This is a genomic window from Listeria floridensis FSL S10-1187 (genome assembly GCF_000525875.1).
Classification (GTDB): domain Bacteria; phylum Bacillota; class Bacilli; order Lactobacillales; family Listeriaceae; genus Listeria; species Listeria floridensis.
The window spans coordinates 17,652-43,105 of the sequence record NZ_AODF01000021.1 but is presented as its reverse complement, the minus strand read 5'-3'; the positions used below and the strand labels follow the sequence as shown (position 1 = coordinate 43,105).

The window sequence follows — 25,454 nt, the reverse complement described above, 5'->3', positions numbered from 1 at the left end:
TTTTCATCAAAAAAATGGTTACTTTTTTCATAAAAAAATTAAGTTTAAAATTGAGCTCATTGCCTGAAAAATCTAGGTTTCAGCACCTATTTTATTCTAACAATAACGCTTGCAGCTGCTCTTTCATTTTTGCATCAATGCCGACCCTTTCTTCAAGAAAAGCATCAATTGACCCAGCAGATTTGCGCATTTCTTGAAAAGCAATTTTCAGATAAGCAGGACGTGCTTCTGCCATCGGTCGGAATGTCTCGAGCGGAATTTGATCTGCTTGGTTGGAAAATGAGTTCGCCAAACTACCTACTTCATTCAAAATTTGATCGGTAAACTGGTTGGTCAGCTCATAATCTTCAAAAATTGTTTGTTCCGGAACATCAAGTAAATAGAGCGTAAGAGCTGCGAGGATACCAGTTCGGTCTTTACCAGCTGTACAATGAAATAAAAACGGAATTCCGTCCTTTTGAAGCAAGTCCTCAAATATTTGTTTGTATTCCGCTGTTGATTGGATGAATACTTTATAACTGTCGCCCATAAGCGGTTCATAAACACTATGATCACTTGGAATATCAATGTTTTTTGGGCCGTCTAGCTGATTTTTAGCGGCGCCGATCGGAATGTTGCGATTGAGAATGCCGTCCATCGGCGGGGTTTGCTGCACCTTGACTTCAGCAGCGCTTCTAAGATCGCATATCCAGCGGATGTTAAGGTCATGGATAACTTTTTCGCCTTCAGGTTTGATGGCGCCAAGGCTGCCGGAGCGGAAAAGTTTGCCCCATTTTACTCGTTTTCCAGTGCGGCTTAAATAGCCCCCAAGATCGCGGAAATTGAAAACTCCTGGAACCGTCAAGATGCGTTCTGCCGCTGTTAATTTTTCTCCGGTTGGTTTTTTGATGATAAAAAAAGGGTGTGGATATTCCGCTTGAACTGGATACTCAGCATAATGGTTTCCTTGGCGAATTTGCATGACTTCCACTTCTTTTGAATCTTGTTCGGGCTTTTCGCTTACATAAAGGATACTTCCCTCTGGAGCTTCGCTTTTGTCCCATGAAATTTGATAGCTGTTATTTTCTCGTGTCACTTTCATTCGTAACTGCCTCCTTTATCCACCCCTTCATTCTAGCATAGTCATTCGGCAGTTTCATGGATTTCCTCACCTTAAGCTTCTAAAAAAGCCAGCTTGACAGATGAAGCGACACAGATTTGACAAACTTTCACAAAGCAAAAAAACCTTTCAGGGTTGATATTTTACAGCCCCAAAAGGTTTTTGATTTAAAAGGTTTCTTTTTCTTCTTTTTTCTTTCGGCCCATCAAGTGATCCACCGCATCTGCTGGATCTTTGCCGCTGAAAAGAACTTCATAGATGGCTTCTGAAATCGGCATATCGATGCCAAGTTCTTGTGCCCATCCATGAACGGCTTTCGCTGTTCGAACGCCTTCAACAACCATTCCCATGTTGCTAAGGACTTCATCAAGCTGCTGCCCTTTTCCGAGCATGTTTCCAGCATTCCAGTTGCGTGAATGGACGCTCGTACAGGTCACAATTAAATCGCCAATACCGGTCAAGCCATAAAAGGTTTGCGGGTCAGAACCGACTGCAACCCCAAGGCGGGTAATTTCAGCCATTCCGCGCGTCATCAAAGCTGCTTTCGCGTTATCACCGTATCCTAAGCCGTCCGAGATCCCGGCACCGAGGGCAATGATATTCTTGAGCGCGCCGCCAATTTCCGCTCCGATGACATCTTCATTTGTGTAAATCCGCAAGTTATTGTTGATAAATACATCTTGGACTTCTTTCGCTAAATGGTGATCTGAGCAGCTTGCACAAAGGGTCGTCGGATGACGCAGTGCCACTTCTTCCGCATGGCTTGGCCCAGAAAGTACAACGATACCGCTTCGTTTCTCTGGGGCAATCTCTGCTTCAATGACTTCTGACATCCGCATATTAGTATCTGGTTCGATACCTTTGCTGACATGAACAATAATACGCGGCTCGCTAAGGGTCTCGCTGACTTGTTTCGCCACTTCTCTCATCGCGCTTGTTGGAACGGCAAGCACAACAAATTCGGCAGCTGCTAGCGCATCAGAAAGTGATAATGTGGCGCGTATTCCTTCTGGAAGAATGGTTTCTTTTAAATAGTGCGAGTTTCGGTGTTCTTGGTTGATCTCCTCCACGATATCTTCGCGGTTACCCCAAATCACAACATCTTGATTGTTGTCGGCAAGTACCATCGCAAGCGCTGTTCCCCAGCTTCCAGCACCAAGAATGGCTACTTTTTGTTTTGTCACAAAAAATCCTCCTCCTAAAGCGTACTACTTGCGTTTTCGAGGAATAACTCGAATCGGTGTTCCTTCAAACGGGAAGGCTTCGCGGATTCGATTTTCCAAAAAGCGCTCATATGAAAAATGCATTAATTCTGGTTCATTTACAAAAACAACAAATGCAGGCGGTTTAACAGCAACTTGTGTGGTATAGAAAATTTTAAGCCGCTTGCCTTTGTCCATCGGTGCAGGGTTCATCGCAACTGCATCGCTAATCACATCATTCAGCATGCTCGACTGAACTCGAAGTGCATGATTTTCACTGACTTGATTGATTAGCGGAAAAATATTTGTGAGCCGCTGCTTCGTTTTTGCAGAAACAAAGACGATTGGTGCATAGTCTAAGAATTGAAATTGCTCGCGAATGTCTTCAGTAAAAGCATTCATTGTTTTTTCATCTTTTTCAATGGCATCCCATTTATTGACAACGATAATGATTGCTCGGCCTGCATCATGTGCATATCCGGCAATGCGTTTATCCTGCTCGCGAATCCCTTCTTCAGCGTTTAAAACGACTAAGACGACATCGGAGCGTTCAATTGCCCGCATAGCACGAAGCACACTATATTTCTCGGTATTTTCATAGACTTTTCCTTTTTTGCGCATTCCTGCTGTGTCGATCATGACATATTCTTGATCCTCAACGATATAGCTTGTATCAATGGCATCACGTGTTGTACCGGCAACATCCGATACGATTACACGATCTTCGCCAAGGAAAGCATTAACAAGTGACGATTTTCCAACATTCGGTCGTCCGATCAGCGAGAACTTGATAACATCATCATCGTAGTCGGCATCTTCCTCATTTGGAAAGTGTTTACGAACTTCATCGAGCAAATCGCCAAGCCCTAGGCCATGTGAACCTGAAATGGGAAATGGATCGCCAAATCCAAGCGCATAAAAATCATAAATTTGATCGCGCATTTCTGGATTATCTACTTTATTAACTGCAAGTACAACTGGTTTTTTAGAACGATATAAAATTTTTGCAACTTGCTCATCTGCATCTGTTACGCCTTCGCGTCCGTTCGTGATGAAAATGATCACATCTGCTTCATCAATCGCAATTTCTGCTTGTGCACGAATTTGTTCAAGGAAAGGTTCGTCCCCAAGATCAATTCCGCCTGTATCAATAATATTAAAATCTTTTCCAAGCCATTCGGCCGTATTGTAAATCCGGTCTCTTGTAACACCGGGAACATCTTCCACGATCGATACCCGTTCACCAACAATACGGTTGAAAATGGTTGATTTGCCGACATTTGGCCGACCTACGATTGCTACTACTGGTTTAACCATTTATTTCACCTTCTTTTTTCCATTCCTAATCTATCAAACTTTCTTTAGTGTATCAGTAATTTCAATGTGTCGCAACGTAAAACTTCAAACTTTATTCAAACATACAAAAAGCCTTGCCGCATTCTGGCAAAGGCTTGCTTGAAATATACATGTTAACATGGCGGAGAAAGAGGGATTTGAACCCTCGCGCCGCGTGAACGACCTACACCCTTAGCAGGGGCGCCTCTTCAGCCACTTGAGTATTTCTCCACATAAATATGGCTCCACAGGCAGGACTCGAACCTGCGACCGATCGGTTAACAGCCGATTGCTCTACCAACTGAGCTACTGTGGAATGCTATACCTTTAATTATAATAATGAATAGAAAAAAAAGCAAGAAAGAAATAATTTTTTCAGGAAGGACAACCCGCTTCAACCCCTTTTTTCTGCTTTTTCCACTTTATCAATTGACATCCCTTTGCATAACTTCCCTCTGCCTCCTGTAACGAATCCGACCGCCACATTTCCCGCAGCGATAGCGATCTGGATTCATCCTGCGCTTACGCATGAAGTGAGTGCTGCAATCCTCGCATGTATATTCATGCAGACGAACAGCCGCTTCAAGTGGTTTACAAAAACGAGGTGCTCCTACTTCTTCCAGTAGCTTGCGAAAATCTGCATCCCGATGTTTATAGCCACGTTTTTCAAGATGAAGATGGTAATGGCATAGTTCGTGTTTCATGATTTCTATCAGCTCAACTTTTCCGAATACCTTAAGATAATGCGGATTCATTTCAATGTCATGTGATGCCAGCAAATAGCGACCTCCTGTCGTTTTAAGACGGGCATTAAAGCGCGCTTGATGACGAAATGGTTTCCGAAAATAGCGTTCAGAAACCATTTCCATCAATGCTTGAAGTTCTTTATTTTCCACTTGATTTCGCTACTTTCGGGGCTACCATTGATAAAGCAATCCGACTTTTCTTCACATCAACTTCATCGACCCAAACCGTTACGATATCCCCAATCGATACAACATCCATCGGGTTTTTCACGAACGAATCGCTAAGTTTTGAAATATGCACAAGTCCGTCTTGCTTCACACCAATGTCTACGAATGCACCAAAATCAACGACATTACGGACTGTTCCCTCAAGTTCCATGCCAGGCTTTAAGTCTTCCATCTTGATAACGTCTTGGCGGAGCATTGGTTGTGGGAGCGCATCACGCATATCACGCCCTGGAGCTATTAAATTTTGGATAATATCTGCGAGCGTTTCTTTTCCGACTTCCATTTCTACCGCAACTGCTACGGGATCTAATTTTTGTAACGCAGTTTTTAATTCAGCTGAACCGATTTGATCAAGGCTATACCCCAATTTTTCAATCAGCTGTTTTGCCACTGGATAACTTTCTGGGTGAATCGCCGTCTTATCGAGCGGGTTTTTCCCTTCCAAAATTCGAATGAAACCAATACTTTGCTCATAAGATTTCGCACCGAGCCGAGGTACTTTCTTCAACTCTGTTCGTGAGGTAAAAGGACCGTTTTCCTCGCGGTATTTACGAATATTGCCAGCCACTGTTTTATTGAGACCTGCGACATATTGCAGAAGTGAAGCAGAAGCCGTATTTACATTGACACCGACTTGGTTAACAGATGTTTCGACAACAAACGTCAGCGTCTCGCTTAATTTTTTCTGTGCTACATCATGTTGATATTGACCGACACCGACAGATTTCGGATCAATTTTAACGAGTTCTGCAAGCGGATCTTGAGGCCGGCGCCCAATCGAAACCGCGCTCCGTTCTTCCACTTGATAATCCGGAAACTCTTCCCGAGCAATGTCACTCGCCGAATATACACTCGCGCCGGCTTCACTGACAATGGTATAGCGCGCCGTACTTTTCGTTTCATGAAGCAAATCTGCAATAAACTGTTCGGTCTCTCTTGAAGCCGTTCCATTTCCGATCGCGATAACCTCCACTTGATAGCGCCTCAAAAGATCAGCTGTTTTTTCTTTTGCTTCAGGAATTCTCCCTTTTCCAGTATGCGGATAAATCACACCAATTTCGAGCACCTTCCCTGTCGGGTCAAGTACGGCAAGTTTGCAGCCAGTCCGAAAAGCAGGGTCAACACCGAGTACTACTTTTCCTTTGAGCGGTGATTGGAGCAATAATTTGCGCAAGTTAAGCGAAAATACTTCAATGGCGTGATCTTCCGCAGTCTCCGTCAGTTCCGCACGAATCTCCCGCTGAACAGCAGGCCCGATGAAGCGCTTATAGGCATCAAATATCGCATCTCTCACAAAAGAAACAGCCATGTTTTCCTTACTCGGCAATATTTTTTCTTGTAAATAAGTGTGAATCTTTGTCGGATCAATTTCGATTGAAACGCGAAGTACACCTTCTTTTTCACCGCGATTAAACGCTAAAACTCGATGCGGTGCCGTTTTTTGAATCATTTCTTGATAATCATAATACATTTCATAAACTGCTTTTTCATCATCCGCATCTTTCTTTTTCTCTGAATGAACCATCCCGAATTTTCTTGTAAAATTACGAATCCAGGCGCGGAATTCAGGGTGATCGCTAATTTTTTCAGCAATAATCTCATGCGCGCCTTTAAGCGCCGTTTCCACGTCAGGAATTTCTTTTTCAGCAGAAAGATATTTCGCCGCTTCATCAGCCAGATTGCTGTCTGGAAAGGTCTCTAGCCAGCTCGCAAGTGGTTCGAGTCCTTGTTCTTTTGCAATCGTTGCTTTCGTCCGTTTTTTTTTGCTTATACGGCCGGTATAAATCTTCGAGCTTTTGTTGCTGATCAGCCTGCTGAATGGCTTGTTTTAGCTCTTCTGTCAACTTCCCTTGTTCTTCAATCAGCCGCAGTACTTCTTCCTTACGCACTTCAAGTTTTGTTACGTATTCATAGGTTTCCTCAATATCACGAATGGCAACTTCATCTAAACTGCCAGTGTTTTCTTTTCGGTAACGGGCGATAAAAGGAACTGTATTTCCGTCTTCTAAGAGCTTAATTACCGCATCTATTTGTGTTTTTTTATAGCTTAATTTTTGGTAAATAAAAGGCATAATTGTTTTTTCCATAGTAGTAAACTCCTTTTTCTGTCTCATTTTTTCAGAAGAATAAGCAAAAACTGCCACATCTTCATATGGCAGTTTTTGCTTCACTGTGGGAATTTCCCAAGCACAAAGCTGACATCATCTTCCGGGATGCTTGCGATTTGCCGTTCAATACTGTGCCCCGTTTTGATTACATCAAGCGGACTTGTCAAAAAGCTACGCGCTTTTTTTAAGACAAGACCATCTGAGTGAATCAAAAATTTGCTGTCAGACTTAAAATCAAACGTTTTCACTTTAAAAAGCTGTTTTCTACCGGATAGAAAACCCATGGTTGATAATGGAAACCCAACTTTCCCGCCCGGTTCCACAAAATAAAAACGAATATTTCCGGTTCCCGTATATGTAAGTTTACGGTGTTCAAGATCTGCCCGAATCATCGCAACTGCAGCTCCTCTAAGTCCTGAAACAGCTTGATTGGCCTGCTCCATTAAATCCGGAAGCTCTCCTTCCGGATTTAATTTAACCGTTTCAATAACTGCTTTGGCAGAACGATGCGCTTCAATTCCGCTTCCGAGCCCGTCAGCAAGAACACATAAAAAAAGCCCCTTTTTTTCAGTTACAAAATACATATCGCCAGAGTATTGTTGTAATGCCTTCGTACGCTGAAAAGTAAAAAGTTCCACATGCGATTTGGATAGACTCGGCATGATTATTCCACTTCCTCATTTTGCAAAGCCTCACGTAGTTTCTTAATCGCTTGGCGCTGAATTCTTGAAACATGCATTTGCGATATATTGAGCAGTTCTCCCGTTTCTTTTTGACTGCGATTTTCAATAAAGGTATACTGTAAGATCTTTTGTTCACGGCTGTCTAACACCGGCAAAACTTTTTCAAGTAGCATACGCTGATTAACCTGTTCAAAGCCATCATCTTCATTTCCGACGACATCAAGTAGCGTAATCGTACTTCCATCTGAATCCGCCTCAATGGAATGGTCCACGGAAAGTGCTTGATAACTTTTGCCCATTTCCATCGCTTCTAAGACTTCTTCTTCCGAAACTTCGATATAGCGAGCGATATCAGAAATTTGCGGTGAATTCTGCATTTCTCGCGTCAGCTCTTCAACCGCATTTTTAATTTTAGGACCAAGTTCTTTAATACGTCTCGGCACATGAACACTCCACGTTTTGTCGCGCAAAAATCTTTTAATTTCTCCAACAATTGTTGGAACTGCGAAGGCTTCAAAACTCTTTCCAAACTCTGGATCATACCGCCTAATCGCACCTAACAAACCAATGTTGCCGACTTGAACCAAGTCCTCGTGAAAGGACTTTCCCTGCGAATATTTTCGCGCAATTGACTCAACAAGGTTCTTGTAATGGACGACCAGCTGATACTGAGCTTCTTCGTCACCCGTTTTTTGGTACGCATCAATCCACTCGTACACTTTTTCCTTAGCTTTATCCTTATCAGGTTGAGACACTCTCTGCATTCTCCTCCACCTGCTTTTCATTGATATATTTGGTCATTAACACTGAAACCCCATCTTCCAAGTATAATTTCACATCATCCATCAAAGTTTCAATTAAAAATAGTCCTAAACCGCCAATTCGCATTACATCTGTTTCGTCACCCGCTTCATACGGGCCGATTTCTTTTTTCTTCGCTTCGGGATCAAAACTCTTTCCCTTGTCGCTTACAATCACATCTAATTTATCGGCATAAACGTGAAACTCCACTTTAACTTTGCCATCTGGTACATCTTTAAAACCGTGGCGAATTGAATTTGTGATCGCTTCACTTACTGCAATTTTCAAATCTTCAATGACTTCATAGGAAAAGCCAATTTGACTTGCAATTCCGGAGAGCGTTAACCTTCCAAGACTTACAAATTCCGGTTTAGCAGGGACTGAGAGCTCGATTCGATCATAAGTTGTTGCCATACTTTTCACCTTCTACATCTTTAATTTCAATAATGTCAGATAATCCTGTAATTTCAAAGAGACGATACAAGCGATCTGAAAGTCCGACTAAAATTAGCTCACTATCATGCGCACGCAAATTTTTGAAAAGCCCGACAAAAACACCTAAGCCAGTGCTGTCCATATAACCAACATCGGATAAATCCACTTTGAGCGTAAATTCGGGTTTAGCTTGATAAACTTCAAGCGTTTCCTTTAATTTAGGTGCTGTATACGCATCTATTTCACCAGAAACAAAAGCTTCCGTCTGTTGAGCGTTGCTTTCTTTGACCTCGATATTGATATTCATTTTGCCACCTCGTTAAAATTTGGTATACCGATGGAATTTACCCTCACCGATCTTTTTTCAAACATCTTTCTCGCGTTTTATTACAATTAGTGTAAAATCATCGCGTAATGTGAAGTTTTGCAATTTCAGCAAATGTTCATAAATCGCTTCAACCATTTTTTGCGCATCCAGATCTCGATACTTTTCAAAGATCGCGAGCAACTCAGAACGCTCGATGAAACCTTCTTCCGTACGCGCTTCCGTCACACCGTCAGACATAATAAAAATAATATCCTCCGGGTCTACGTTTTTCTCAAACTCACGGTAATGCACATCTTTATTCACACCAAGCGGTAACCCCCTTGCGTATAGATCTGAAAAGCTCTGCGACTCAGCCTGATAAAATATCCCGACTTCATGACCAGCTGAGGCATAGCGAAATAAGTGTGTCTGTTTATGATACACGCCATAAAACATTGTGATAAACATATTGTCATTAATGTTTTCCTCAGCGACTTCATTCAAGTCTTCAAGTACACGGCTTGGATTTGAACTTTCTTCCGCAATCCCAGAAAGAGCATATTTGATCATCGAAATGCTGAATGCAGCCGGAATTCCTTTTCCAATAACATCCGCAAGCGCAATACCGATTTCATTCCCGCTTTTGCCTGCGTTCAAAAAGGCATAGTAATCTCCGCTCATTTGTCGAGCAGCAACACTCACAACCCCAAGATCAAGTCCGGTACCAACAGGCATATCCGCATGCATCAATGTTTTTTGCATCGTTTCCGCTTGTTCAATCTCAGTCCGCAATGCGCGCTGTTCCGTTCGTAAGCTGATATGTTCTAAATATGCCAAACCATACCCGACCATCGTTTCAAGTAAAACATCAAACGATTTTTTGATATAATCTGGCATATCCGCATCATATTTTTCAAGGGACGAACGATGAATATTGACAATTTCTTCAGGCGGAATATTATTTTCCATCGCCTCTTTTGTCAATTTTTCACAGTTATAGAGAATTTCTTCATCTTGATGTTCCAAATAATTCATCAGTATTTCATTATACTTTGCCTCAAACTGCTCGTTCATGTCCTAAGGCCCCCTATCGTACCCATTTCATCGCTGTAATAGTCGTGCCTTTTTCTGCACCATCTGTTTTTGATTCAATATCAAAGCTGTCCATTAAACGTTTCACACCAGGAAGTCCCGCTCCAAGGCCACCCGATGTCGTATATCCGTCCTGCATAACTTTACGGATATCAATAATTCCCGGTCCTTGATCTTTTGCCATGACCTTAAGACCTTGTTTTCCAGCTTCATTAACCTTATCAATGCAAATTTCACCTGTCCCGGCATAAAGAAAGATATTACGAGCCAGCTCACTGATCGCCGTTGTAATCCGTGCTTGATCTACTGTCCCGAAACCAATTTCCTTTGAAATTTTCCTTCCTAATTGCCTTGCAGAAACAATGTCCCACTCATCTGTTATCTTTACACAGGATTGGAATGTCATCTTCATTCCCCCAATTCCTGTTTTAATTTTTCTAGTCCACTTTCTAGATCCATGGCTGAAAGAACTCCTTCAAACGTAATCCCAAGTTCAATAAGTGTAATCGCAACGGCTGGTTGAATGCCAGTTACAACAACGCGCGCCCCCATAAGCCGCGACATACTGACGACATCCCCCAAAATCTTTGCTATGAAAGAATCAATAAAATCAATTGAAGTAATGTCAATTACAACGCCTCTTGCTGATGTTTCATGGATTTTGGACAAGAGATCTTCTTGAAACTCAACAGCTGTATGATCATCTAGTTCGCTTTGAATTGAGATAAGTAAGCACTCACCTAATTTTAAAATTGGAATCCCCACAGTTTCACCCCTCTTTTTCCGTTATTTCTCTATTTGTTAAAGCAAGTGCACGCTCCATTCCTTTTTTTAGTGTATTTGTAGTAATCACTTGATCAAGATCTATTCCAAGATTAACGATCGTTTGAGCAATTTCTGGTCGAATTCCGACAAGCATTGGTTTAGAGCCGACTAAGCGCACTGCTTCGGATGCTTGGATAATATGATGGGCAACCATTGTATCGACTACAGGAACACCTGTAATATCAATTAAAACCACTTCGGAGCGGTTTTTTACAACCCCCATTAAAAGATTCTCCATAATTTGCTGTGCTCGTTCTGTGTCAATTGTTCCAATAAGTGGCATCACAGAAATATTATCAAAAATTGGTAAAAGTGGAGCAGACAATTCTTGTAACGCTAATTTTTGTTGGGAAACTGTTTTTTCCCATGTATCTGCATAGGCTGTTATTATTTGATTATAAAGCGAAGACAGCCATTTTTCAAAGCGATAGAACGCGTCATCTTCAGCCCTTTTTTCTTTCCCAAATAAAATATCTTCATCTCGCATTGCCTTATAAGCCAATAATCCAAAAGTTTGAATGCCTTTTGTAATAAATTGAATCGGCCAACCGAGCAAGATAATCTTTTCAGCAAAATCATCCAGTTTTTCATAGAACCCTTCTTCTTTAGCTGTTTCAGCTGCCCGCGTGACAATCAAGTCAATAAAATCACGGCTTGTTCCTTCATAAACCGCTTCTGTAACTACATTCGCCGTGCGAGGATCAACGTGTTCTTTCATTTCAGCAATCCAAGCTTCAAGTAAAGCAGCTCGATTTTCACGAATAAAATGTGCAAAATCTTTATACATTATTTCTCGGTAATGCCTCTCTTTCTTTGTTTTTTTTGCTCGCTGTCTAAAAAAACCTGCCATAAGAAAACAGCTCATCAGAACTTGATAAGTTCATTGTTTCCTATGCCAGGTAAATCAGACATTAAAATTATGTTAGCGAATAAAAAAAATATGTATTAGTTATAACACCTAAAACCTGCCATCTCCAAATGATTGATTACGCAAAATCTGATTCCTCTTCTTCACCATTCTCGTCCGCAACTTTTTACCTATTAGATGATAAATGGATAGATAATTCTTAAAACTCAACCATGCCCAAGCTAATTTCAAGAGCATGATTTACTTTTCCCATTAATTCATCATCCAAATGCGTAATTTTATCTGTTAAACGCTGCTTGTCGATCGTTCTAATCTGCTCAAGCAAAATAACAGAATTGCGGTCAAACCCATCTTTCGTCGTCGCTTCAATATGCGTAGGTAGTTTAGCTTTTTGAATTTTCGCTGTAATTGCAGCGACGATGACAGTTGGACTAAAACGATTACCAATGTCGTTTTGAATGATGAGAACAGGCCTTATTCCCCCTTGCTCGCTTCCGACCACGGGGGAAAGATCTGCGTAGTATACATCACCACGCTTAACCACCGGCCTAACCTCCTAATACTTCGATATTCCGATTCTCCGCTTCTGACTCGACATGGGTACACTCACAAGCGATTGCAAAATTAATTTTTGCCATCTCAATGTAGCCTCGCTCCATTTCATCACGCAAGTCACGTGCTCTTTTGCGCTTTAAGAACTCTTGTGCCGCTTCCATGATTACTTCACTCCGCTCCACTTTTTCCTTTTGTACAAATGAATCAAGTTCGTCAAGCAAATCTTGTGTTAGGGTTATAGAAATTTCCTTAAGCTGTTTTCTTTCTAACACATCTTACACCCCCAAAGCTGCATGCATTCATGTATTATTTATATGGTACCATTCAGCGGCATTTTAGAAAAGAGTTTTCCTTTCATTTCCAAGCAAAAAAGCAGAATTTAGCTTTTAGACCTAGAGGAGCTGCGACCCAAACGTCCTAGAAGTAGTTAATTTGAATTGCATCTTTATTATAAACGTCTTTCATAAGAAAAGCACGCAAAGCGGATTTAATGAAGATATTTTCTTGGCACCCGACTTGAAAGCTGACAAGTCACTTCATAATTGATTGTATCAAGATAAGCCGCTGCTTCTGTCGCGGTTTTTTCTGCTACCCCGCTATTCCCGATCAGAGTGACAGTTGTTCCAACCTCATATCGCTTCGGCAAGCGGATAATAATTTGATCCATACAGATCCGTCCGATAATTTCGCAAGGATACCCATCAACTAACACTTCATAACCGCTAAAATGGCGAATCCACCCATCTGCATAACCAATCGGAAGCGTCGCAACCCATTCCGGCTTAACAGCTTCATAAGTCGCTCCGTAGCTGACATGATCACCTGGATGGAGCATTTTTACTTGTGTTATTTTTGTATAAAGCGAAAGCGCCGGCTTAAGTTTATAAGGTAGAATGTCGATAATTTCTTCGGATGGCGGCATACCATACATCGCAACGCCAAAGCGAATCATATTGAAGTCCGCTTGATCGTGAAGAAGTGAAGACGCTGAATTAGCCGCATGGACGTAACGCGGGTGTTCGTTTAACTGGGAGAGAACCTCACGGAATTTGTTCAGCTGAACCTCGAAATAACTGGTATCCTTTTGATCAGCAGTGGCAAAATGTGTATATATTCCTTCAAAAACCAAACTTGGATGGGATTCAATCTGTGCTGCGGCACGCAGCACATCTTTCGCTTCACGATAGCCGAGCCTTCCCATGCCAGTATCCACTTTGATATGAAGACAAAGTGCTGTATCGCTTGAAAGTTCAAGGGCTTCTAGGAACTCATCGTTGAATACGGTCAAAGAGATTTTTTTTTGAAGCCGCTAAATGAGCATCTTCAGGTAAAGTGGCTCCGAGAACAAGTATCGGACATGTGAAACCTGCATCGCGCAAATAAAGAGCTTCATCAAGCATAGCAACGCAAAGCCCCGTCGCATCTGCTTCAATTGCTGCTCTCGCTACTTTAAGAATGCCGTGGCCGTATGCGTTTGCTTTTACAACTGCGAATAGTTCAGCCGTATCAGGCAAAATCGCTTTTTCATTTCTGATATTCGCGCGGATAGCATTTAAGTCCACTTCAATCCACGTAGGGCGATGTGCTCCCGTATAAGTTTCAAGTTTCATCATACTTCATTCTCCTTTTCATAAGTTTCGATGATGACTTGGGCGGCGGCGGAGCGACCCGTGTGGGTGATGCTGACAAAAACCGTTTCGCCTGGTCTGATCGGTTTTACAAAATGTGGCTCGCCGCTTTTGCCGGTCAAAATTTCAACGTCGGTAAAGCTTAGGGCTTGTCCAAAGCCCGTACCGCTCGCCTTGGCATATGCTTCTTTTGCCGAAAAACGTCCTGCCAAAAATTCCACTTGGCGGCTACCGTGATATTTCGCAAAAAGTTTTTGCTCATCTGGTGTTAAAATGCGGTCAATAAATCGCGGATTTCGGAGAAGTACTTGTTTGACTCGGCCAAGGTCGATCATATCTAACCCAATCCCTTTAATCAAGAGCCCTCACCTCACTTATAAGCTTTTCAGCAGCAACTCTTGCTGTTCGGATGCAATCAGGTATTCCTACGCCTTCATAACTCATTCCGACTGCTTGAACGCGTGGATAGTCCGCATGTAAATTTGCTCGAAACACTTGAAGCCGTTCGAGATGCCCGACATCGTATTGCGGCATGGCATTCGGCATTCGGCTTACTTCAGCAAAAAGCGGTGTTTCAGATAGTCCCATCATTTCTTTGTAATCTTTTAACACGATTTCAGTTATTTCTTCATCCGATTTCTGCTCAATCCAGTTTTCACCTGCTTTGCCGACAAAGCCGCGCAAAAGCATTTTTCCTTCTGGAACCATATGTGGCCATTTTTTATGCACCCAAGTGCAGGCCGTTGTCCGGTAGTTTTTCGTTCGTGCAACGAGATAGCCGGTTCCTTCAGGCAAGTTGGCACGTTCGGCATCTTCATAAGCTAAGGAGACGGTAGCAAGTGTAGAAAGTGGCCGGTCTCTAAAGGGAGCCGCCGTACCCTTATCCAGCAACTGAACCGCTGTATCATGCGCGGCGGCAATTAAGACGGCATCCGCTTCTTCCGTTGTTCCGTCTGCAAATTTAACTTGATAGGTGAATCCATGTTTTTGAATCGTCATAGCTCGTTTTCCTGCGTGAAGTCGTTCAAGTGGAAGAGCTGCCGCAATTGCTTTTGGAAACTCGGATAGACCATTTTGAAGCGTACGGAAAGCGCCGATTGTATTTTTGGTACCTGTGGTTTGCATGTTGACTTGACTAGGGATAGCAAGACCTTGCATTAAACTTCCCGCCTGTTCTGCCGCTTTTTCAAACTGCGGAAAAGTAGCGCGCAAACTCATCTTATAGATATCTCCGGCATAAATCCCCGACAAAAGTGGCTCAATCAAACCTTTGACAAGTTCAAGACCAAAACGAGCCTCAAAAAATTCGCCAAGCGAAACATCGTTCTTATAGGCATGATAGGGCAGTGTTTTCTCCAAAACCGCTCGCTCTTTCCCTGCTTCTGAAATCAATTTGCTCGCAAGAAGGGCTTGTTCGTCGGTTGGAATTCCCATGACTGATCCTTCTGGGATTGGGAAAAGCCCGCCGTTATTATAAATATAAGAGCGCCCAGTCGCATTCGCCACAAGCTGATCTGTGAGCCCCAGTTCTGCGATCAGATCAATACCTGCCGTTTTTCTCGCAAGAAAAGAATCCGGACCCTTTTCAATTAAAAACCCATCGCGCTTTATCGTATTAAACTTCCCAGTAAAATCTGCTTCGCTTTCATAAAGATCAAATTGAATGTCATTTGCTGCACGTTTATGAAGTGTGTAAGCAGCAGCAAGACCTGAAAGTCCACCACCGATAATTAGTATTCGTTTCACAGTTGAAGCTCCTCTCCTTGTCCCATTTCGTAGTTCCATTTTAGCACAAAAAAAAGAATCCTACAGAAACAGAAAAAAGTTCAGCTTTCCTGCCGCCGCATGATTCTTTTTGCATCAAATCGGGTCCAAAATTCGTTCTAAAAATTGCTTTGTTCGTTCTTCCTTAGGTGCTGTAAAAATTTGTTCTGGTTTGCCAGATTCGCAGACCGTGCCGTCATCCATAAAAATGACTTCATCCGCCACCTGCTCGGCAAATTTCAATTCGTGCGTCACAACGATCATCGTCCAGCCTTCAGCTGCAAGGTCCTTCATTACTTTTAGCACTTCGCCGACAAGCTCCGGATCAAGCGCCGAAGTAGGCTCGTCAAACAAAATTAATTTCGGCTTCATTGCAAGTGCTCTCGCGATCCCAACACGCTGCTCCTGCCCGCCGGAAAGCTGATACGGATAAAGCTCGCTCTGCTCGCCGAGATTCACTTTCCGAAGCAGTTCAAGCGCTTCTTGACGCGCTTTTTCTTTCGGCATTTTAAGCACCTGAACCGGACCTTCCATCACATTTTCAAGCGCCGTTTTATGCGGAAACAAATTGTAGTTTTGGAAAACCATGGTCGATTCTTTCCGCAGTGCCGCAATTTGTTTTTTCGTGATTTGTTTTGCGAAATCAATTTCAAGATCATCAAAATTTAAGCTACCGGCTTCTGGAAGTTCAAGCGCGTTTAGAGAACGAAGGAACGTCGTTTTTCCTGAACCAGATGGTCCGATGATTACAGTTACTGTCCCTTTTTCCACTTGTAAATCAATGCCCTTTAGCACATGGTTCCCGTCAAAGGTTTTTTGAATATTTTTTGCTTCAAGATACATGATTTTCCTCCTTACTTCGCAATGTAGCGATCCAGTCTCCGTTCAAGCCGTCCTTGAACAGCCGAAAGCAGCATGCAGACAAGCCAGTATAAGAGCCCTGCTTCCACATAAACAAGCAAAAACTCATAACTTGTAGCCGCGATTTCCTGTGCTTTCCGAAAGAGTTCAGAAACGAGCACAAGCGAGGCAAGCGATGTATCTTTGATCAAACTGATGAACGTATTAGAAAGCGGCGGAACTGAAACCCGTGCTGCTTGCGGTAAAATAATCCGAAACAAGACCTGCGAATAATTCATCCCGATCGTATAGCCAGCCTCCCATTGTCCTTTTGGCACCGATTGAATCGATCCCCGTACAATTTCAGCTGCATAACCACCTACATTAAGCGAGAAGGCAATCACCGCTGCCGGAAACGGATCAAATTTAAGTCCGATCGTTGGAAGCCCATAAAAAATCACAAATAGCTGCACAATAAGAGGTGTCCCGCGAATAATCGAAACATAAAAGCGGCCGATTCCACGCACAATTTTTGAACTTGAAAGACGGAAAAGTGCAATCACAAGCGCAATCACCATCCCGATAACAAAGGATAAAAGTGTAAGCGGGATCGTATACATGATCCCGCCTTTCACCATGGGCCAAAACGCTTCTTTCAGCACATCATAGTTCAAATTATTAAATGAAACCGCGCCGATTAAAAGAGAATTATTTAGAAACATCTTGTCCGAACCATTTTTCGGAAATTTTCTTCAGCGTCCCGTCTTTTTTCATTGCTGTCAATTCTTTATCAAACTTCGCTTTAATTCCTGTATCTTTTCTGAAAGCAAATGCGCTACTACTTGTTTCTTTATCCAGTTCAGCTGCAATTTTAACACTTGTATCGCCCGTTTCCTTCATATAATCAAGTACCGCAAGTTTGTCGTTCACCGTTGCGTCGATCCGTCCTTGTTTAATGAGCGTAAGTGATTGTGACAAACCGTCAACCGATTGAATATCAGCCCCTGCTTCTTGGGCGATTTTCCCGTAGTTGCTTGTCAAACTTTGTGCAACCTTTACGCCTTTCAAGTCCGCCATCGTTTTGATCTTATCATTGTCTTTTGCCGTTACAATGACAGCTGTACTTGTAGAATATGGTTCCGAGAGATCATATTTCTTTTCACGTTCACTGTTAATTCCAACTTGATTGGCAATCACATCAAAGCGAGAGGCATTCAGCCCTGCAAACATTGAATCCCATTGTGTTTCTTCAAATTTAACTTTCAAATCAAGGCGTTTTGCAATTTCTGTAACAACATCTACATCAAACCCTGTCAATTTATTCGTATCTTCATCATGAAATGTGAACGGGCGGTAGGTACCTTCTGTCCCAACCGTAATCGTTCCTGATTTTTCAATTTTCGTCATCTCATTCTCTTTAGATGAGCTTGAATCTCCGCTCGAGCAGGCCGCAAGCACCACCGCGATCACCGACGTCAGTAAAAGAGCTAGTATCTTTTTCATGTTTTTGTTCTCCTTTTATTTCGTTTTTTCCTCAAAACCCACCAAAACGCATTATTCCGATGAATTAAGAAGGATTAATAGCCGCAACATGTGAATTTTGCTGCACCTGCTATGCTTTGTCTATTTTAGGGGAGAAGCTGTTTTTTTGCAAGCAACATGCTTACTTTGGGTAAGTCACTATATTCGCACTATTTTTTATTTTTGCGAAGACAAAAAAACTGCCTGCAGTTGCAGACAGTTAATCGTGATTCGGCCGATACCAATCATATAACTCTTTCGCTCCCGATCCGGTTAAATAGCGTAAAAATGGTGTGGAACTGGAGTTTCCAGATTTCAAAGCCACATGAAGGTGGTTGGTTTTCGTACGCTCCATCCAAATGCTTCGCTTCACATTCATTGACTGGATTCGTTCTTTCCGAATTAAATAGGTAGTCTTTGAAAAAGCAGGACGCGAACGCAGCAGGAGTGTTTGTTCGCTAAAACTGTAACCTGTTGCACGAAAGCTTGCTACAGCTTTCAATCCCCCTAAAATCGGCAAAATGACAGCAATTAAACCATATGGGAAAAATAAAAGCGTAGCGGCAAGAAATGGCAAGACTGTCCACACCAAGTAGATGAAAAGAAATCTGGCTCGATTCTTTTTGGGCAGTGACTGGATCGTTTCTCTTTCGAAGTGATAGTTCGGTAAGATTTGATGCAATGTTTCGATGGCTGCTTGTTTTTTCATGATTGGAATCAGGAGAATGTCGCCTGATTGTTCTCTGTCGCCTGAGCTCCCAGCAGTGATCAGCTTGATACTCGCTAGTTTCAACATTTGGCGAAATGGCGATTCTATCAAAACGACGCCTTGGATGCGATCGAATTTGATTGTCGTCGTATTGCGTTCAAACAGCCCTTTTTCAATCACAAGGTGGTCATCGAATTGCTTCAGCTTGAACTGGAAAAAGCGGAATAATGTCGCAAGAATCGAGATACCCCATAGAATGAGGAGAAGCAGGATTGCGGCGATTACGAATAACACGATGCCAAGGCGGATGGCTTGATTGATTCCTTCTTCAAGCCATTCACGCGGAATTGCCTCTTGATATTGCGACAAGACACCTATCAGGATGATAAAACCACCGAATACTCCGCCCGATGTGACAGCCATTAAAAGCAGCTCTTTTGTTTTCAACTCGATCGTTCGGATAGCATCTTCGTCTTTTTTCGGAACAGCAAACGGGTCCGATTTCGCCAAGTCTGGTTCAGACGTTTTTTCAATCTCGGCTTTTTTTCCATCTCGCAAGTCTTTAAGTTCTTTAGCCGTACTCGTTGGAACAGCACTAAGATCGGCTTCGGCTTTTCCGCTTGTTCCTGCGGTTTCAACCAAGATTTGAACAACGTGAAACGGTACATAGAAAAACCATTGTTTTTGCTGCACGGTTTGGATACGCTCATATGGTATGTAGATATTTTTACGGAAAAATAAGCCGTATTTTACACGCAGCCCTTTTTCATCAAGTTTATAGCGGTACGTCAAGTACTTAATTACTGCTGGTGCAAGGATCAGCAAAATTAACAACGCAACCAAAATCGGCAAAAGCCACATTCCGAGCATCGCACTTTGTCGCAAGCCTTGAAAAATCGAAAACAACACAACGATTATCGGAATCACATTTTTGCGAAAATTGACAACGATCTCTTTGACTAAAGCGATCGGGTGAAGTTTACGTTCTTCATACATCTTCTTTCGCCACCTTTACAAGCTCAAGAATATGTTCACGCAGTTCATCGGATTCCGTGGCCTCAACGGCTTCAATCACTTTCGCGCCAGCCGCAGTCGTGATCGAAAGTTCTACGAGATTCTGACGTCTTAATAACGGTCCTTGCGAAGTTTCGATATGTTGGATGCGAATCATCGGGATTAACACGCGACTCCTGAAAATAATACCATGCTGGATTTCAATTTCATCATGACGGATTTGATAGCTCCAACGCTTCCAACGAAATGGAATAATAAAGGCATATATAAAGATAAAATAGACTAATACGAGCGCAAAACCAATTGTACTAAACCATAAGCTGACTTTTGTTACTGCAAAGGTGATCGCAAGACCGATTGCAAACAAAAGGAGTATCAATCCAGTAATACCGTAAGAAATCCGCCAAACAATTTTGATTTTTTCAGGGAGTTTCTTTTCTAAATTTGTAAGTTCCATAATGTCCTCCTTTTTCATTTATCATACTTTATTTTTTTGCAGAAGAAAATGGTTTCAGTTCATCTTTTGTTCATAATTTCGTGGTAAGATAGAATTAATAAGAAGTGCGGAGGCGGTTAAATGCGAGAAAAATGGATTAAACTAATCGTTGCGATGCTGATTTTAGCAGCATCAAATCTGCTAGTGCCACTTGCTTTTGCAAGTGCTACACCTGAAATAGAAGTTGTGAGTACGAATCAAGATTCAGATGATTTATCAGGTTTGTTTTTGCTTGATGACTATACTATCTCAACACCACTTGTCGTTGTGAACGAACACAACCAAGTTGAACTTTCTTTTGAAACAAGCACAATGAGCTCAATCTACTATACAGCTTCGAATGGAAAAGCGCATCAAACAGATTATAGTGAACAACACCGAATCTTTTTGGACGACCTTTCAAATGGTGAAAACTCATTGAGGCTAGTAGCCATTGATGAAAGTGGACATAAAACAACAGTATCACTAATCATCACAGTATCAGGCCTTCATCCCGGAAAGCCTCAAAAAAAAATTTCACACGTGCGGCTCAAAGTTTTAGCACCAATTCGTGATATTAAACAAACCGATAACGACTAAGTTTAAAGCAGGATTCTAATGATAGAATTCTGCTTTTTTGATGTAAAACGATTATTTCAAATGCTCGGTTAATTTTTTCACGTTAAAGTAGCTTTTAGATAGATATTTCCTTGATTACGTCTTCAAAATCCTTTAAATATGAGAAAAATACTATTTTGCCGATTCTTGTTTACTCCCCTATTTTCGCCTGTTATACTTAGCATGTCGTCAAGCCTCAGAGGAATGATTTGTATCGTTCTAGTATGAGGGGAGGTGTGTCAAATTGATTATACTTTATTCCAGCCTTATTGCTCCGATTCTTGTCGGCACTATTTTAGTTACTTACAAGTACTGGTTAGAAAATCGCAGCAATAAAAATTAGACGACATCATTTCTAACCATAATAAAAGCCCCGAGATTCTTGAGCGGACTCGGGGCTTTCTTGCGTCAAATTGATTAATATTCCTAGTTACATTATAACAGTTGGGAGGAGGAAAGGCAACTGAAATGGGAAAGTCGTTGGTTTTCTTAAAGGCATATTCAGAAGCGACAATATTTCCCAATTTTATAACGATGCATTTTTTCTTCATCAAGCGAAAAGTGTCAAACTAAAAAGCAGAAATCCTCTTCTCGGATTCCTGCTCGTACTTATTATATTGAATCAAGCTTTAAACGTTTATTGATCGCATACATAATTGGAATGCCAACTCCCATCACTACGACTTCTCCTATAGCACAAGTCAGCCAACTGAGGAAAAATGGCAATCCGAAAGCAAGATGAAGTTCGTAAGCGATAATGAACATCGTTAGCGAGAACACAAGCGTATTGGCAATCATGCGTGGTATGGTTCCCTTCACATAGCGCATTACAACAAACATAATGGCAATTGACACAGCGGACTGCGCTACACCGAATACAAGGTCATACCAGCCGAGCGGCGAAAATAAGTTTGTGATAAAAACGCCAAGAATAATGCCCCAAAAGTATTTTTTGTTAAAGACAATCAGATGGTTAAAAAGTTCTGGAATGCGAAATTGTATTGCACTAAAAGCTATCGGCTGCACTAAAAAGCCAAGAATCACATAAAGCGCTGCTACAATAGCATTCACTGTAATCCATTTCATTTTCATTATTAATCTCTCCCTAGTTTTTTTTTACGTAGGATGGTTTCGAACTACGTTTTTTAAAATCATATTATTATAGCTTAGTTTACTCAGAAAGAAAAGTCTCTTTGTTGAAATTTTTTTTCTTGCATTTTCATGAAATAGGTTTATAATCAACATAGACAATAAATGTCCATAATAGATAATTGCTATCTCTAAAGAAAACGCTAGTCATAAAAGCGAGGTGAATTGGATGAAACTGACTAGGAGTTTGGAACAAGCTGTATGTATTATTACGCTGCTTTCGACGCAAGACAATATGGCACCACTTGCCTCAGATGCGATTAGCCAGCGCCTTCAAGTCTCTTCTTCTTACCTTAAGAAGATTATGCGCAAATTAGTTGTGCAAAACATTATTCGGTCGGTTTCAGGCAACAATGGCGGGTTCTCTCTTGCCAAAAATCCTAAAGACATTACCCTGCTTGAAATTGTCGAAGCGGTCGAAAGCGATCTGGCGTCATACCCAAACACGGGGTTGATTAGAACAGTCTTCGCGGATATTCACGAAGGCAGCATGGCTTCAAAGGGAGAGAAAATTGTAAACAATGCTTTTTCTGAGGCTGATAATGCTTGGAAAAAAATACTTAAAAAAACAGACTGTGGCTGATCTGCTTCTTGAGACGCTCGGTCAAGATGAGCTTCCGCTTACAAACTGGAATGAAGCTCATCCAGAAATACATTTTTAGATTGGTGATGATTAAACAGTGAACATGCTAAAAAACGAATGGAAACGGTTGGCACATAATAAAATCCTGCTGATTTCTTCGATTGTTATTTTATTTATTCCGATTTTATATGGAGCATTTTTCTTAAAATCGGTATGGGATCCTTATGGCAAAACAGGAGATCTTCCTGTTGCTGTCGTTAATCAAGATGAAAAAGTCGATTACTCCGGAAAAACGCTTGATGTTGGGAATGAACTTGTTTCAAACCTGAAGGAAAATAAAGATTTAGATTGGCATTTTGTAAAAGCAAGCGATGCGGAAAAAGGACTTGACGATGGAAAATATTTCATGGTCGTTACAATTCCAAAAGACTTTTCGAAAAAACGCTTCAACTCTGCTTGACACCAATCCGAAAAAAATGAATTTATCCTACAAAATCAACCCTTCACAAAACTACATCGGTGAGGTGGTTACACAGCAAGGTGCCGACAAACTAAAATCGCAAGTGGCAACCAGTGTGACACAAGAATACGCGAAGACGGTCTTTTCACAAATAAAAGAAGTCGGTAAAGGAATGACTACAGCAGCAAACGGTGCAAAACAACTCGACGATGGAACGAAAAAACTGCAAGATGGAAATACGACGATCTCAGAAGGTCTTAACAAACTTGCATCCAGCACATTAACATTTAAAGACGGTGCAAAAACGGCTACAGATGCTATCGGCAAGCTCGACAACGGTGCTTCTGAAATTAATGTAGCTGTCGGTCAGGCTGTTTCGGGAACGAACCAACTTGCGAGCGGTACTGCGACATTAAGCAGCGGTGAAAATTTGTTCAACTCGAAACTGCAAACTTATACAAACGGTGTAAGTTCAGCTGCTGATGGAGCTTCAAAACTTGCTCCGGGATCTAGTCAAGTGACAGAAGGTCTTGCGGCTGTTCAAAGTAAAGTTCCTGCGCTTTCATCGGGGGTAACTCAGCTTAACGGCGGGCTTTCACAGTTGGATTCTGGCCTTAAACAATTGAAAGCAAGCGTTGATGCCGGTATTAAAGAAAGCAGTACTCCTCAGCAACAGAAAAATTTGAAAGATCTAAGAGATGGTATTAACAAGGTAGAGTCTTCACTAAACGAGCTTAACAGCAAGGTGAACTCTTCTGTAACTTCAACACAAAATATTGATCAAAACAACTTAACTCAAGGACTGCAAAGTTTACAAAAAGGTGTTTCAGCATTAGAAGCAAGCAATGCGTCTTATGACCAAGCAATTGATGCCGGCGTTGATGCAGCAATAAAACAAGCCGGAATCAATACATCTTCTCAGGAAGCACAACAAATTATTGCGGTCGCTAAGGCTGGTGCGAAAGGCGGAGCAAAACAAGTCAGTGACAAGCAAACGGCTGCATTTGATCAAATTACAGCTGGTATTACACAACTGAAAGCAAGTACAAACAATGTTGCTGCTGCTATTTTCGAGCTTAATGCTGGAGTACCTGCTCTTGCGGATGGTACGAACACGCTAATCGATAAAACTGGAGCTACTTTGACAAAATTCAATCAAATTTCTGCGGCACTCGGCGAGCTTCAAAGCGGAAGTAGCAAACTGCTTGCTGGTTCAGGTCAGCTAAAAGCTTCTGTTCCTGCTCTTTCAAGCGGTGTCGGTGCACTTTATGATGGTTCAAAACAAGTAAGCAATGGACTTACCGGCTTAAACGGCGGACTCCAAACGCTTTCTGGAAATAACAATGCGTTAAACGGAGCAAGCAGTAAACTTGCAAATGGTGCCGCTCAAGTAAATGGCGGACTAAATCAACTTGCTGGTAAGTTGCCACAGTTAAGTAGCGGTACAAATGCGCTTGCAAATGGCTTAAGTACATTAAACGGTAGCGCACCTGCTCTTGCTAACGGAGCTGGTCAAATCAGCGACGGAGCATCACAACTGGCTGATGGCTCAACTACACTTGGAACAGGTCTTGAAAAAGTTAATGACGGAGCAAATGAACTTTCCGGTAAACTAAAAGACGGAGCGGATCAAGTGAACGATACAAAAGCTTCGGACAAGACATATGAGATGTTCGCAAGTCCAACGAAGCTCTCGGAAGAAAAATTGAGCGAAGTCCCTAACTACGGGCATGGTTTAGCTCCTTATGTGCTTTCACTTGGTCTTTATGTGGGTGCTCTTGTATTCAACTTCATCTTCCCAATTCGCCGTCCTTCGATGACGCCGACAAGCGGACTTGCTTGGTGGTTCAGCAAATTCTCAATCGGATTTGTCGCAGCAGTGCTCCAAGCTCTCATCCTTGACGGAATCATGCTTCTATTAGGACTTGGTGTCGATCACATGGCTGAATTCATCTTGATTTCCATCCTGACATCGCTCGCCTACATGTTCATCGTCATGTTCCTTGCCATGAGCTTTGGAAACCCAGGCCGTTTCATCGCAATGGTTCTGCTCGTCTTGCAACTCGGCGGAGCAGGAGGAACATTCCCAATGCCTCTTACAAACAGCTTCTTTAACGCGCTTCATCCGTTCTTGCCGATGAGCTATTCGGTTTACGGATTTAGAGAAGCAATCTCATCTGGTATCGGAACTTCTGTTTACACGCATAGCTCACTCATTCTCTTCTTGATCTTCGTGGTTGTTAACGGACTCTTGATCGGAACGATGTATCTGCGTCGCAACAAACGCTTCAAAGTCGATAATCAAACGCTGATTAGCGAATAAAACGAAATCAAATTTCACGACCCGATTTGGTAAGAAAAGCCGAATCGGGTCGTTTTTCATTTCAACTAATTTGCCTTCTCAAAACA

27 protein-coding genes, 2 tRNA genes, 2 pseudogenes and 1 riboswitch are annotated in these 25,454 nt (G+C 42.0%); of the genes and pseudogenes, 5 read left to right on the top strand and 26 right to left on the bottom strand.

The genetic code is table 11. From position 1 onward, the window contains the following. Nucleotides 1-91: 91 nt before the first annotated feature. The 25 genes and pseudogenes from MFLO_RS09045 to MFLO_RS08925 all read right to left on the bottom strand — a co-directional run bounded on the left by MFLO_RS09045 (nt 92) and on the right by MFLO_RS08925 (nt 20,217). The gene (locus MFLO_RS09045; RefSeq protein WP_036097625.1) at nt 92-1,081 is read right to left on the bottom strand and encodes a tyrosine-protein phosphatase; all 990 of its coding nucleotides are present in this window, start codon (nt 1,079-1,081) and stop codon (nt 92-94) included. A 185-nt stretch (nt 1,082-1,266) separates the two neighbouring features. Beyond that, nucleotides 1,267-2,283, bottom strand: coding sequence for an NAD(P)H-dependent glycerol-3-phosphate dehydrogenase (locus MFLO_RS09040; RefSeq protein ID WP_036097623.1), 1,017 nt, complete (start codon nt 2,281-2,283; stop codon nt 1,267-1,269). A 24-nt stretch (nt 2,284-2,307) separates the two neighbouring features. After that, nucleotides 2,308-3,618, bottom strand: a complete 1,311-nt coding sequence (gene der, locus MFLO_RS09035) for a ribosome biogenesis GTPase Der (protein ID WP_036097621.1) — start codon at nt 3,616-3,618, stop codon at nt 2,308-2,310. 158 nt (nt 3,619-3,776) lie between these two features. Next, a tRNA-Ser gene (locus tag MFLO_RS09030) sits at nt 3,777-3,867 on the bottom strand. 9 nt (nt 3,868-3,876) lie between these two features. Then, nucleotides 3,877-3,952 (bottom strand) — tRNA-Asn (locus MFLO_RS09025). A gap of 109 nt (nt 3,953-4,061) precedes the next feature. Continuing rightward, nucleotides 4,062-4,532: a SprT family protein gene (locus MFLO_RS09020; protein ID WP_036097620.1), complete on the bottom strand. Its 471-nt coding sequence runs from the start codon at nt 4,530-4,532 to the stop codon at nt 4,062-4,064. Then, nucleotides 4,522-6,697, bottom strand: a pseudogene (locus MFLO_RS09015) (Tex family protein). Before MFLO_RS09015 ends, MFLO_RS09020 begins: the two are co-directional and overlap by 11 nt. Nucleotides 6,698-6,777: 80 nt before the next feature. Further along, nucleotides 6,778-7,380, bottom strand: a complete 603-nt coding sequence (locus MFLO_RS09010) for a PP2C family serine/threonine-protein phosphatase (protein WP_036097619.1) — start codon at nt 7,378-7,380, stop codon at nt 6,778-6,780. Nucleotides 7,381-7,382: 2 nt separating this feature from the next. Further along, a complete protein-coding gene (gene sigB, locus MFLO_RS09005; protein WP_036097617.1) occupies nt 7,383-8,165 on the bottom strand; it encodes an RNA polymerase sigma factor SigB in 783 nt (260 codons plus the stop codon). Then, a complete protein-coding gene (gene rsbW, locus MFLO_RS09000) occupies nt 8,143-8,616 on the bottom strand; it encodes an anti-sigma B factor RsbW (protein ID WP_036097615.1) in 474 nt (157 codons plus the stop codon). The genes sigB and rsbW overlap by 23 nt, the downstream gene beginning before the upstream one ends. Further along, on the bottom strand, nt 8,600-8,944 hold the full coding sequence (locus MFLO_RS08995) for an STAS domain-containing protein (protein ID WP_036097613.1): 345 nt from the start codon (nt 8,942-8,944) through the stop codon (nt 8,600-8,602). Before MFLO_RS08995 ends, rsbW begins: the two co-directional genes overlap by 17 nt. 57 nt (nt 8,945-9,001) lie before the next feature. Continuing rightward, complete coding sequence (locus MFLO_RS08990) at nt 9,002-10,018, bottom strand: PP2C family protein-serine/threonine phosphatase (RefSeq protein ID WP_036097612.1); 1,017 nt, start codon at nt 10,016-10,018, stop codon at nt 9,002-9,004. Between the two features lie 13 nt (nt 10,019-10,031). Continuing rightward, nucleotides 10,032-10,442, bottom strand: coding sequence for an anti-sigma regulatory factor (locus MFLO_RS08985; protein ID WP_036097611.1), 411 nt, complete (start codon nt 10,440-10,442; stop codon nt 10,032-10,034). Between the two features lie 2 nt (nt 10,443-10,444). Beyond that, entirely contained in the window at nt 10,445-10,801 is a 357-nt protein-coding gene (locus MFLO_RS08980; RefSeq protein WP_036097610.1) for an STAS domain-containing protein, read from the bottom strand. 4 nt (nt 10,802-10,805) lie between these two features. Then, nucleotides 10,806-11,648: an RsbT co-antagonist protein RsbRA gene (locus MFLO_RS08975; RefSeq protein ID WP_036097609.1), complete on the bottom strand. Its 843-nt coding sequence runs from the start codon at nt 11,646-11,648 to the stop codon at nt 10,806-10,808. A gap of 280 nt (nt 11,649-11,928) precedes the next feature. Further along, complete coding sequence (locus tag MFLO_RS08970) at nt 11,929-12,273, bottom strand: type II toxin-antitoxin system PemK/MazF family toxin (RefSeq protein ID WP_036097608.1); 345 nt, start codon at nt 12,271-12,273, stop codon at nt 11,929-11,931. A gap of 4 nt (nt 12,274-12,277) precedes the next feature. Further along, entirely contained in the window at nt 12,278-12,556 is a 279-nt protein-coding gene (locus MFLO_RS08965; protein ID WP_036097607.1) for a CopG family ribbon-helix-helix protein, read from the bottom strand. 215 nt (nt 12,557-12,771) lie between these two features. Then, nucleotides 12,772-13,894, bottom strand: a pseudogene (gene alr / locus MFLO_RS08960) (alanine racemase). Next, nucleotides 13,894-14,271 (bottom strand): holo-ACP synthase, encoded by a 378-nt coding sequence (gene acpS / locus MFLO_RS08955; RefSeq protein WP_036097605.1) that lies wholly within the window; start codon nt 14,269-14,271, stop codon nt 13,894-13,896. The pseudogene alr and the gene acpS overlap by 1 nt, the downstream one beginning before the upstream one ends. Next, nucleotides 14,264-15,658, bottom strand: coding sequence for a protoporphyrinogen oxidase (gene hemG / locus MFLO_RS08950; RefSeq protein WP_036097604.1), 1,395 nt, complete (start codon nt 15,656-15,658; stop codon nt 14,264-14,266). The genes acpS and hemG overlap by 8 nt, the downstream gene beginning before the upstream one ends. Before the next feature lie 114 nt (nt 15,659-15,772). After that, the gene (locus tag MFLO_RS08945) at nt 15,773-16,519 is read right to left on the bottom strand and encodes an amino acid ABC transporter ATP-binding protein (protein WP_036097603.1); all 747 of its coding nucleotides are present in this window, start codon (nt 16,517-16,519) and stop codon (nt 15,773-15,775) included. An 11-nt stretch (nt 16,520-16,530) separates the two neighbouring features. Beyond that, the gene (locus MFLO_RS08940) at nt 16,531-17,238 is read right to left on the bottom strand and encodes an amino acid ABC transporter permease (RefSeq protein ID WP_077913205.1); all 708 of its coding nucleotides are present in this window, start codon (nt 17,236-17,238) and stop codon (nt 16,531-16,533) included. Continuing rightward, nucleotides 17,225-18,019, bottom strand: coding sequence for an amino acid ABC transporter substrate-binding protein (locus MFLO_RS08935; protein WP_036097602.1), 795 nt, complete (start codon nt 18,017-18,019; stop codon nt 17,225-17,227). Before MFLO_RS08935 ends, MFLO_RS08940 begins: the two co-directional genes overlap by 14 nt. Nucleotides 18,020-18,257: 238 nt before the next feature. Further along, nucleotides 18,258-19,742: a PH domain-containing protein gene (locus MFLO_RS08930; protein WP_036097600.1), complete on the bottom strand. Its 1,485-nt coding sequence runs from the start codon at nt 19,740-19,742 to the stop codon at nt 18,258-18,260. Further along, nucleotides 19,735-20,217: a PH domain-containing protein gene (locus tag MFLO_RS08925; RefSeq protein ID WP_036097598.1), complete on the bottom strand. Its 483-nt coding sequence runs from the start codon at nt 20,215-20,217 to the stop codon at nt 19,735-19,737. Before MFLO_RS08925 ends, MFLO_RS08930 begins: the two co-directional genes overlap by 8 nt. Nucleotides 20,218-20,337: 120 nt before the next feature. On the opposite strand from MFLO_RS08925, the gene MFLO_RS08920 reads away from it, so the two are divergent. Together MFLO_RS08920 and MFLO_RS16845 are read left to right on the top strand one after the other, a co-directional pair. Continuing rightward, nucleotides 20,338-20,835: a hypothetical protein gene (locus tag MFLO_RS08920; protein WP_036097597.1), complete on the top strand. Its 498-nt coding sequence runs from the start codon at nt 20,338-20,340 to the stop codon at nt 20,833-20,835. 262 nt (nt 20,836-21,097) lie between these two features. Beyond that, on the top strand, nt 21,098-21,196 hold the full coding sequence (locus MFLO_RS16845) for a type I toxin-antitoxin system Fst family toxin (protein WP_149023011.1): 99 nt from the start codon (nt 21,098-21,100) through the stop codon (nt 21,194-21,196). 269 nt (nt 21,197-21,465) lie between these two features. On the opposite strand, the gene MFLO_RS08915 is transcribed toward MFLO_RS16845, so the two are convergent. Continuing rightward, the gene (locus MFLO_RS08915) at nt 21,466-21,945 is read right to left on the bottom strand and encodes a QueT transporter family protein (protein WP_036097596.1); all 480 of its coding nucleotides are present in this window, start codon (nt 21,943-21,945) and stop codon (nt 21,466-21,468) included. A gap of 7 nt (nt 21,946-21,952) precedes the next feature. Then, nucleotides 21,953-21,999: riboswitch (PreQ1 riboswitch) on the bottom strand. Nucleotides 22,000-22,171: 172 nt separating this feature from the next. On the opposite strand from MFLO_RS08915, the gene MFLO_RS08910 reads away from it, so the two are divergent. The 3 genes from MFLO_RS08910 to MFLO_RS08905 all read left to right on the top strand — a co-directional run bounded on the left by MFLO_RS08910 (nt 22,172) and on the right by MFLO_RS08905 (nt 25,368). After that, a complete protein-coding gene (locus MFLO_RS08910; protein WP_241433602.1) occupies nt 22,172-22,585 on the top strand; it encodes an RrF2 family transcriptional regulator in 414 nt (137 codons plus the stop codon). 103 nt (nt 22,586-22,688) lie between these two features. Continuing rightward, nucleotides 22,689-23,045 (top strand): YhgE/Pip domain-containing protein, encoded by a 357-nt coding sequence (locus MFLO_RS14680; protein ID WP_241433604.1) that lies wholly within the window; start codon nt 22,689-22,691, stop codon nt 23,043-23,045. Further along, nucleotides 22,978-25,368: a YhgE/Pip domain-containing protein gene (locus tag MFLO_RS08905; RefSeq protein WP_051993577.1), complete on the top strand. Its 2,391-nt coding sequence runs from the start codon at nt 22,978-22,980 to the stop codon at nt 25,366-25,368. The genes MFLO_RS14680 and MFLO_RS08905 overlap by 68 nt, the downstream gene beginning before the upstream one ends. The last annotated feature ends 86 nt before the right edge of the window (nt 25,369-25,454 follow it).

Bases quoted from the DNA above. Each gene is read 5' to 3' on its own strand.
- MFLO_RS09045 (WP_036097625.1), bottom strand. From the start codon at position 1,081: ATGAAAGTGACACGAGAAAATAACAGCTATCAAATTTCATGGGACAAA.
- der (WP_036097621.1), bottom strand. From the start codon at position 3,618: ATGGTTAAACCAGTAGTAGCAATCGTAGGTCGGCCAAATGTCGGCAAA.
- MFLO_RS09010 (WP_036097619.1), bottom strand. From the start codon at position 7,380: ATGCCGAGTCTATCCAAATCGCATGTGGAACTTTTTACTTTTCAGCGT.
- sigB (WP_036097617.1), bottom strand. From the start codon at position 8,165: ATGCAGAGAGTGTCTCAACCTGATAAGGATAAAGCTAAGGAAAAAGTG.
- rsbW (WP_036097615.1), bottom strand. From the start codon at position 8,616: ATGGCAACAACTTATGATCGAATCGAGCTCTCAGTCCCTGCTAAACCG.
- MFLO_RS08995 (WP_036097613.1), bottom strand. From the start codon at position 8,944: ATGAATATCAATATCGAGGTCAAAGAAAGCAACGCTCAACAGACGGAA.
- MFLO_RS08990 (WP_036097612.1), bottom strand. From the start codon at position 10,018: ATGAACGAGCAGTTTGAGGCAAAGTATAATGAAATACTGATGAATTAT.
- MFLO_RS08985 (WP_036097611.1), bottom strand. From the start codon at position 10,442: ATGACATTCCAATCCTGTGTAAAGATAACAGATGAGTGGGACATTGTT.
- MFLO_RS08975 (WP_036097609.1), bottom strand. From the start codon at position 11,648: ATGTATAAAGATTTTGCACATTTTATTCGTGAAAATCGAGCTGCTTTA.
- MFLO_RS08945 (WP_036097603.1), bottom strand. From the start codon at position 16,519: ATGTATCTTGAAGCAAAAAATATTCAAAAAACCTTTGACGGGAACCAT.
- MFLO_RS08940 (WP_077913205.1), bottom strand. From the start codon at position 17,238: ATGTTTCTAAATAATTCTCTTTTAATCGGCGCGGTTTCATTTAATAAT.
- MFLO_RS08935 (WP_036097602.1), bottom strand. From the start codon at position 18,019: ATGAAAAAGATACTAGCTCTTTTACTGACGTCGGTGATCGCGGTGGTG.
- MFLO_RS08930 (WP_036097600.1), bottom strand. From the start codon at position 19,742: ATGTATGAAGAACGTAAACTTCACCCGATCGCTTTAGTCAAAGAGATC.
- MFLO_RS08925 (WP_036097598.1), bottom strand. From the start codon at position 20,217: ATGGAACTTACAAATTTAGAAAAGAAACTCCCTGAAAAAATCAAAATT.
- MFLO_RS08920 (WP_036097597.1), top strand. From the start codon at position 20,338: ATGCGAGAAAAATGGATTAAACTAATCGTTGCGATGCTGATTTTAGCA.
- MFLO_RS08915 (WP_036097596.1), bottom strand. From the start codon at position 21,945: ATGAAAATGAAATGGATTACAGTGAATGCTATTGTAGCAGCGCTTTAT.
- MFLO_RS08910 (WP_241433602.1), top strand. From the start codon at position 22,172: ATGAAACTGACTAGGAGTTTGGAACAAGCTGTATGTATTATTACGCTG.
- MFLO_RS14680 (WP_241433604.1), top strand. From the start codon at position 22,689: ATGCTAAAAAACGAATGGAAACGGTTGGCACATAATAAAATCCTGCTG.
- MFLO_RS08905 (WP_051993577.1), top strand. From the start codon at position 22,978: ATGGAAAATATTTCATGGTCGTTACAATTCCAAAAGACTTTTCGAAAA.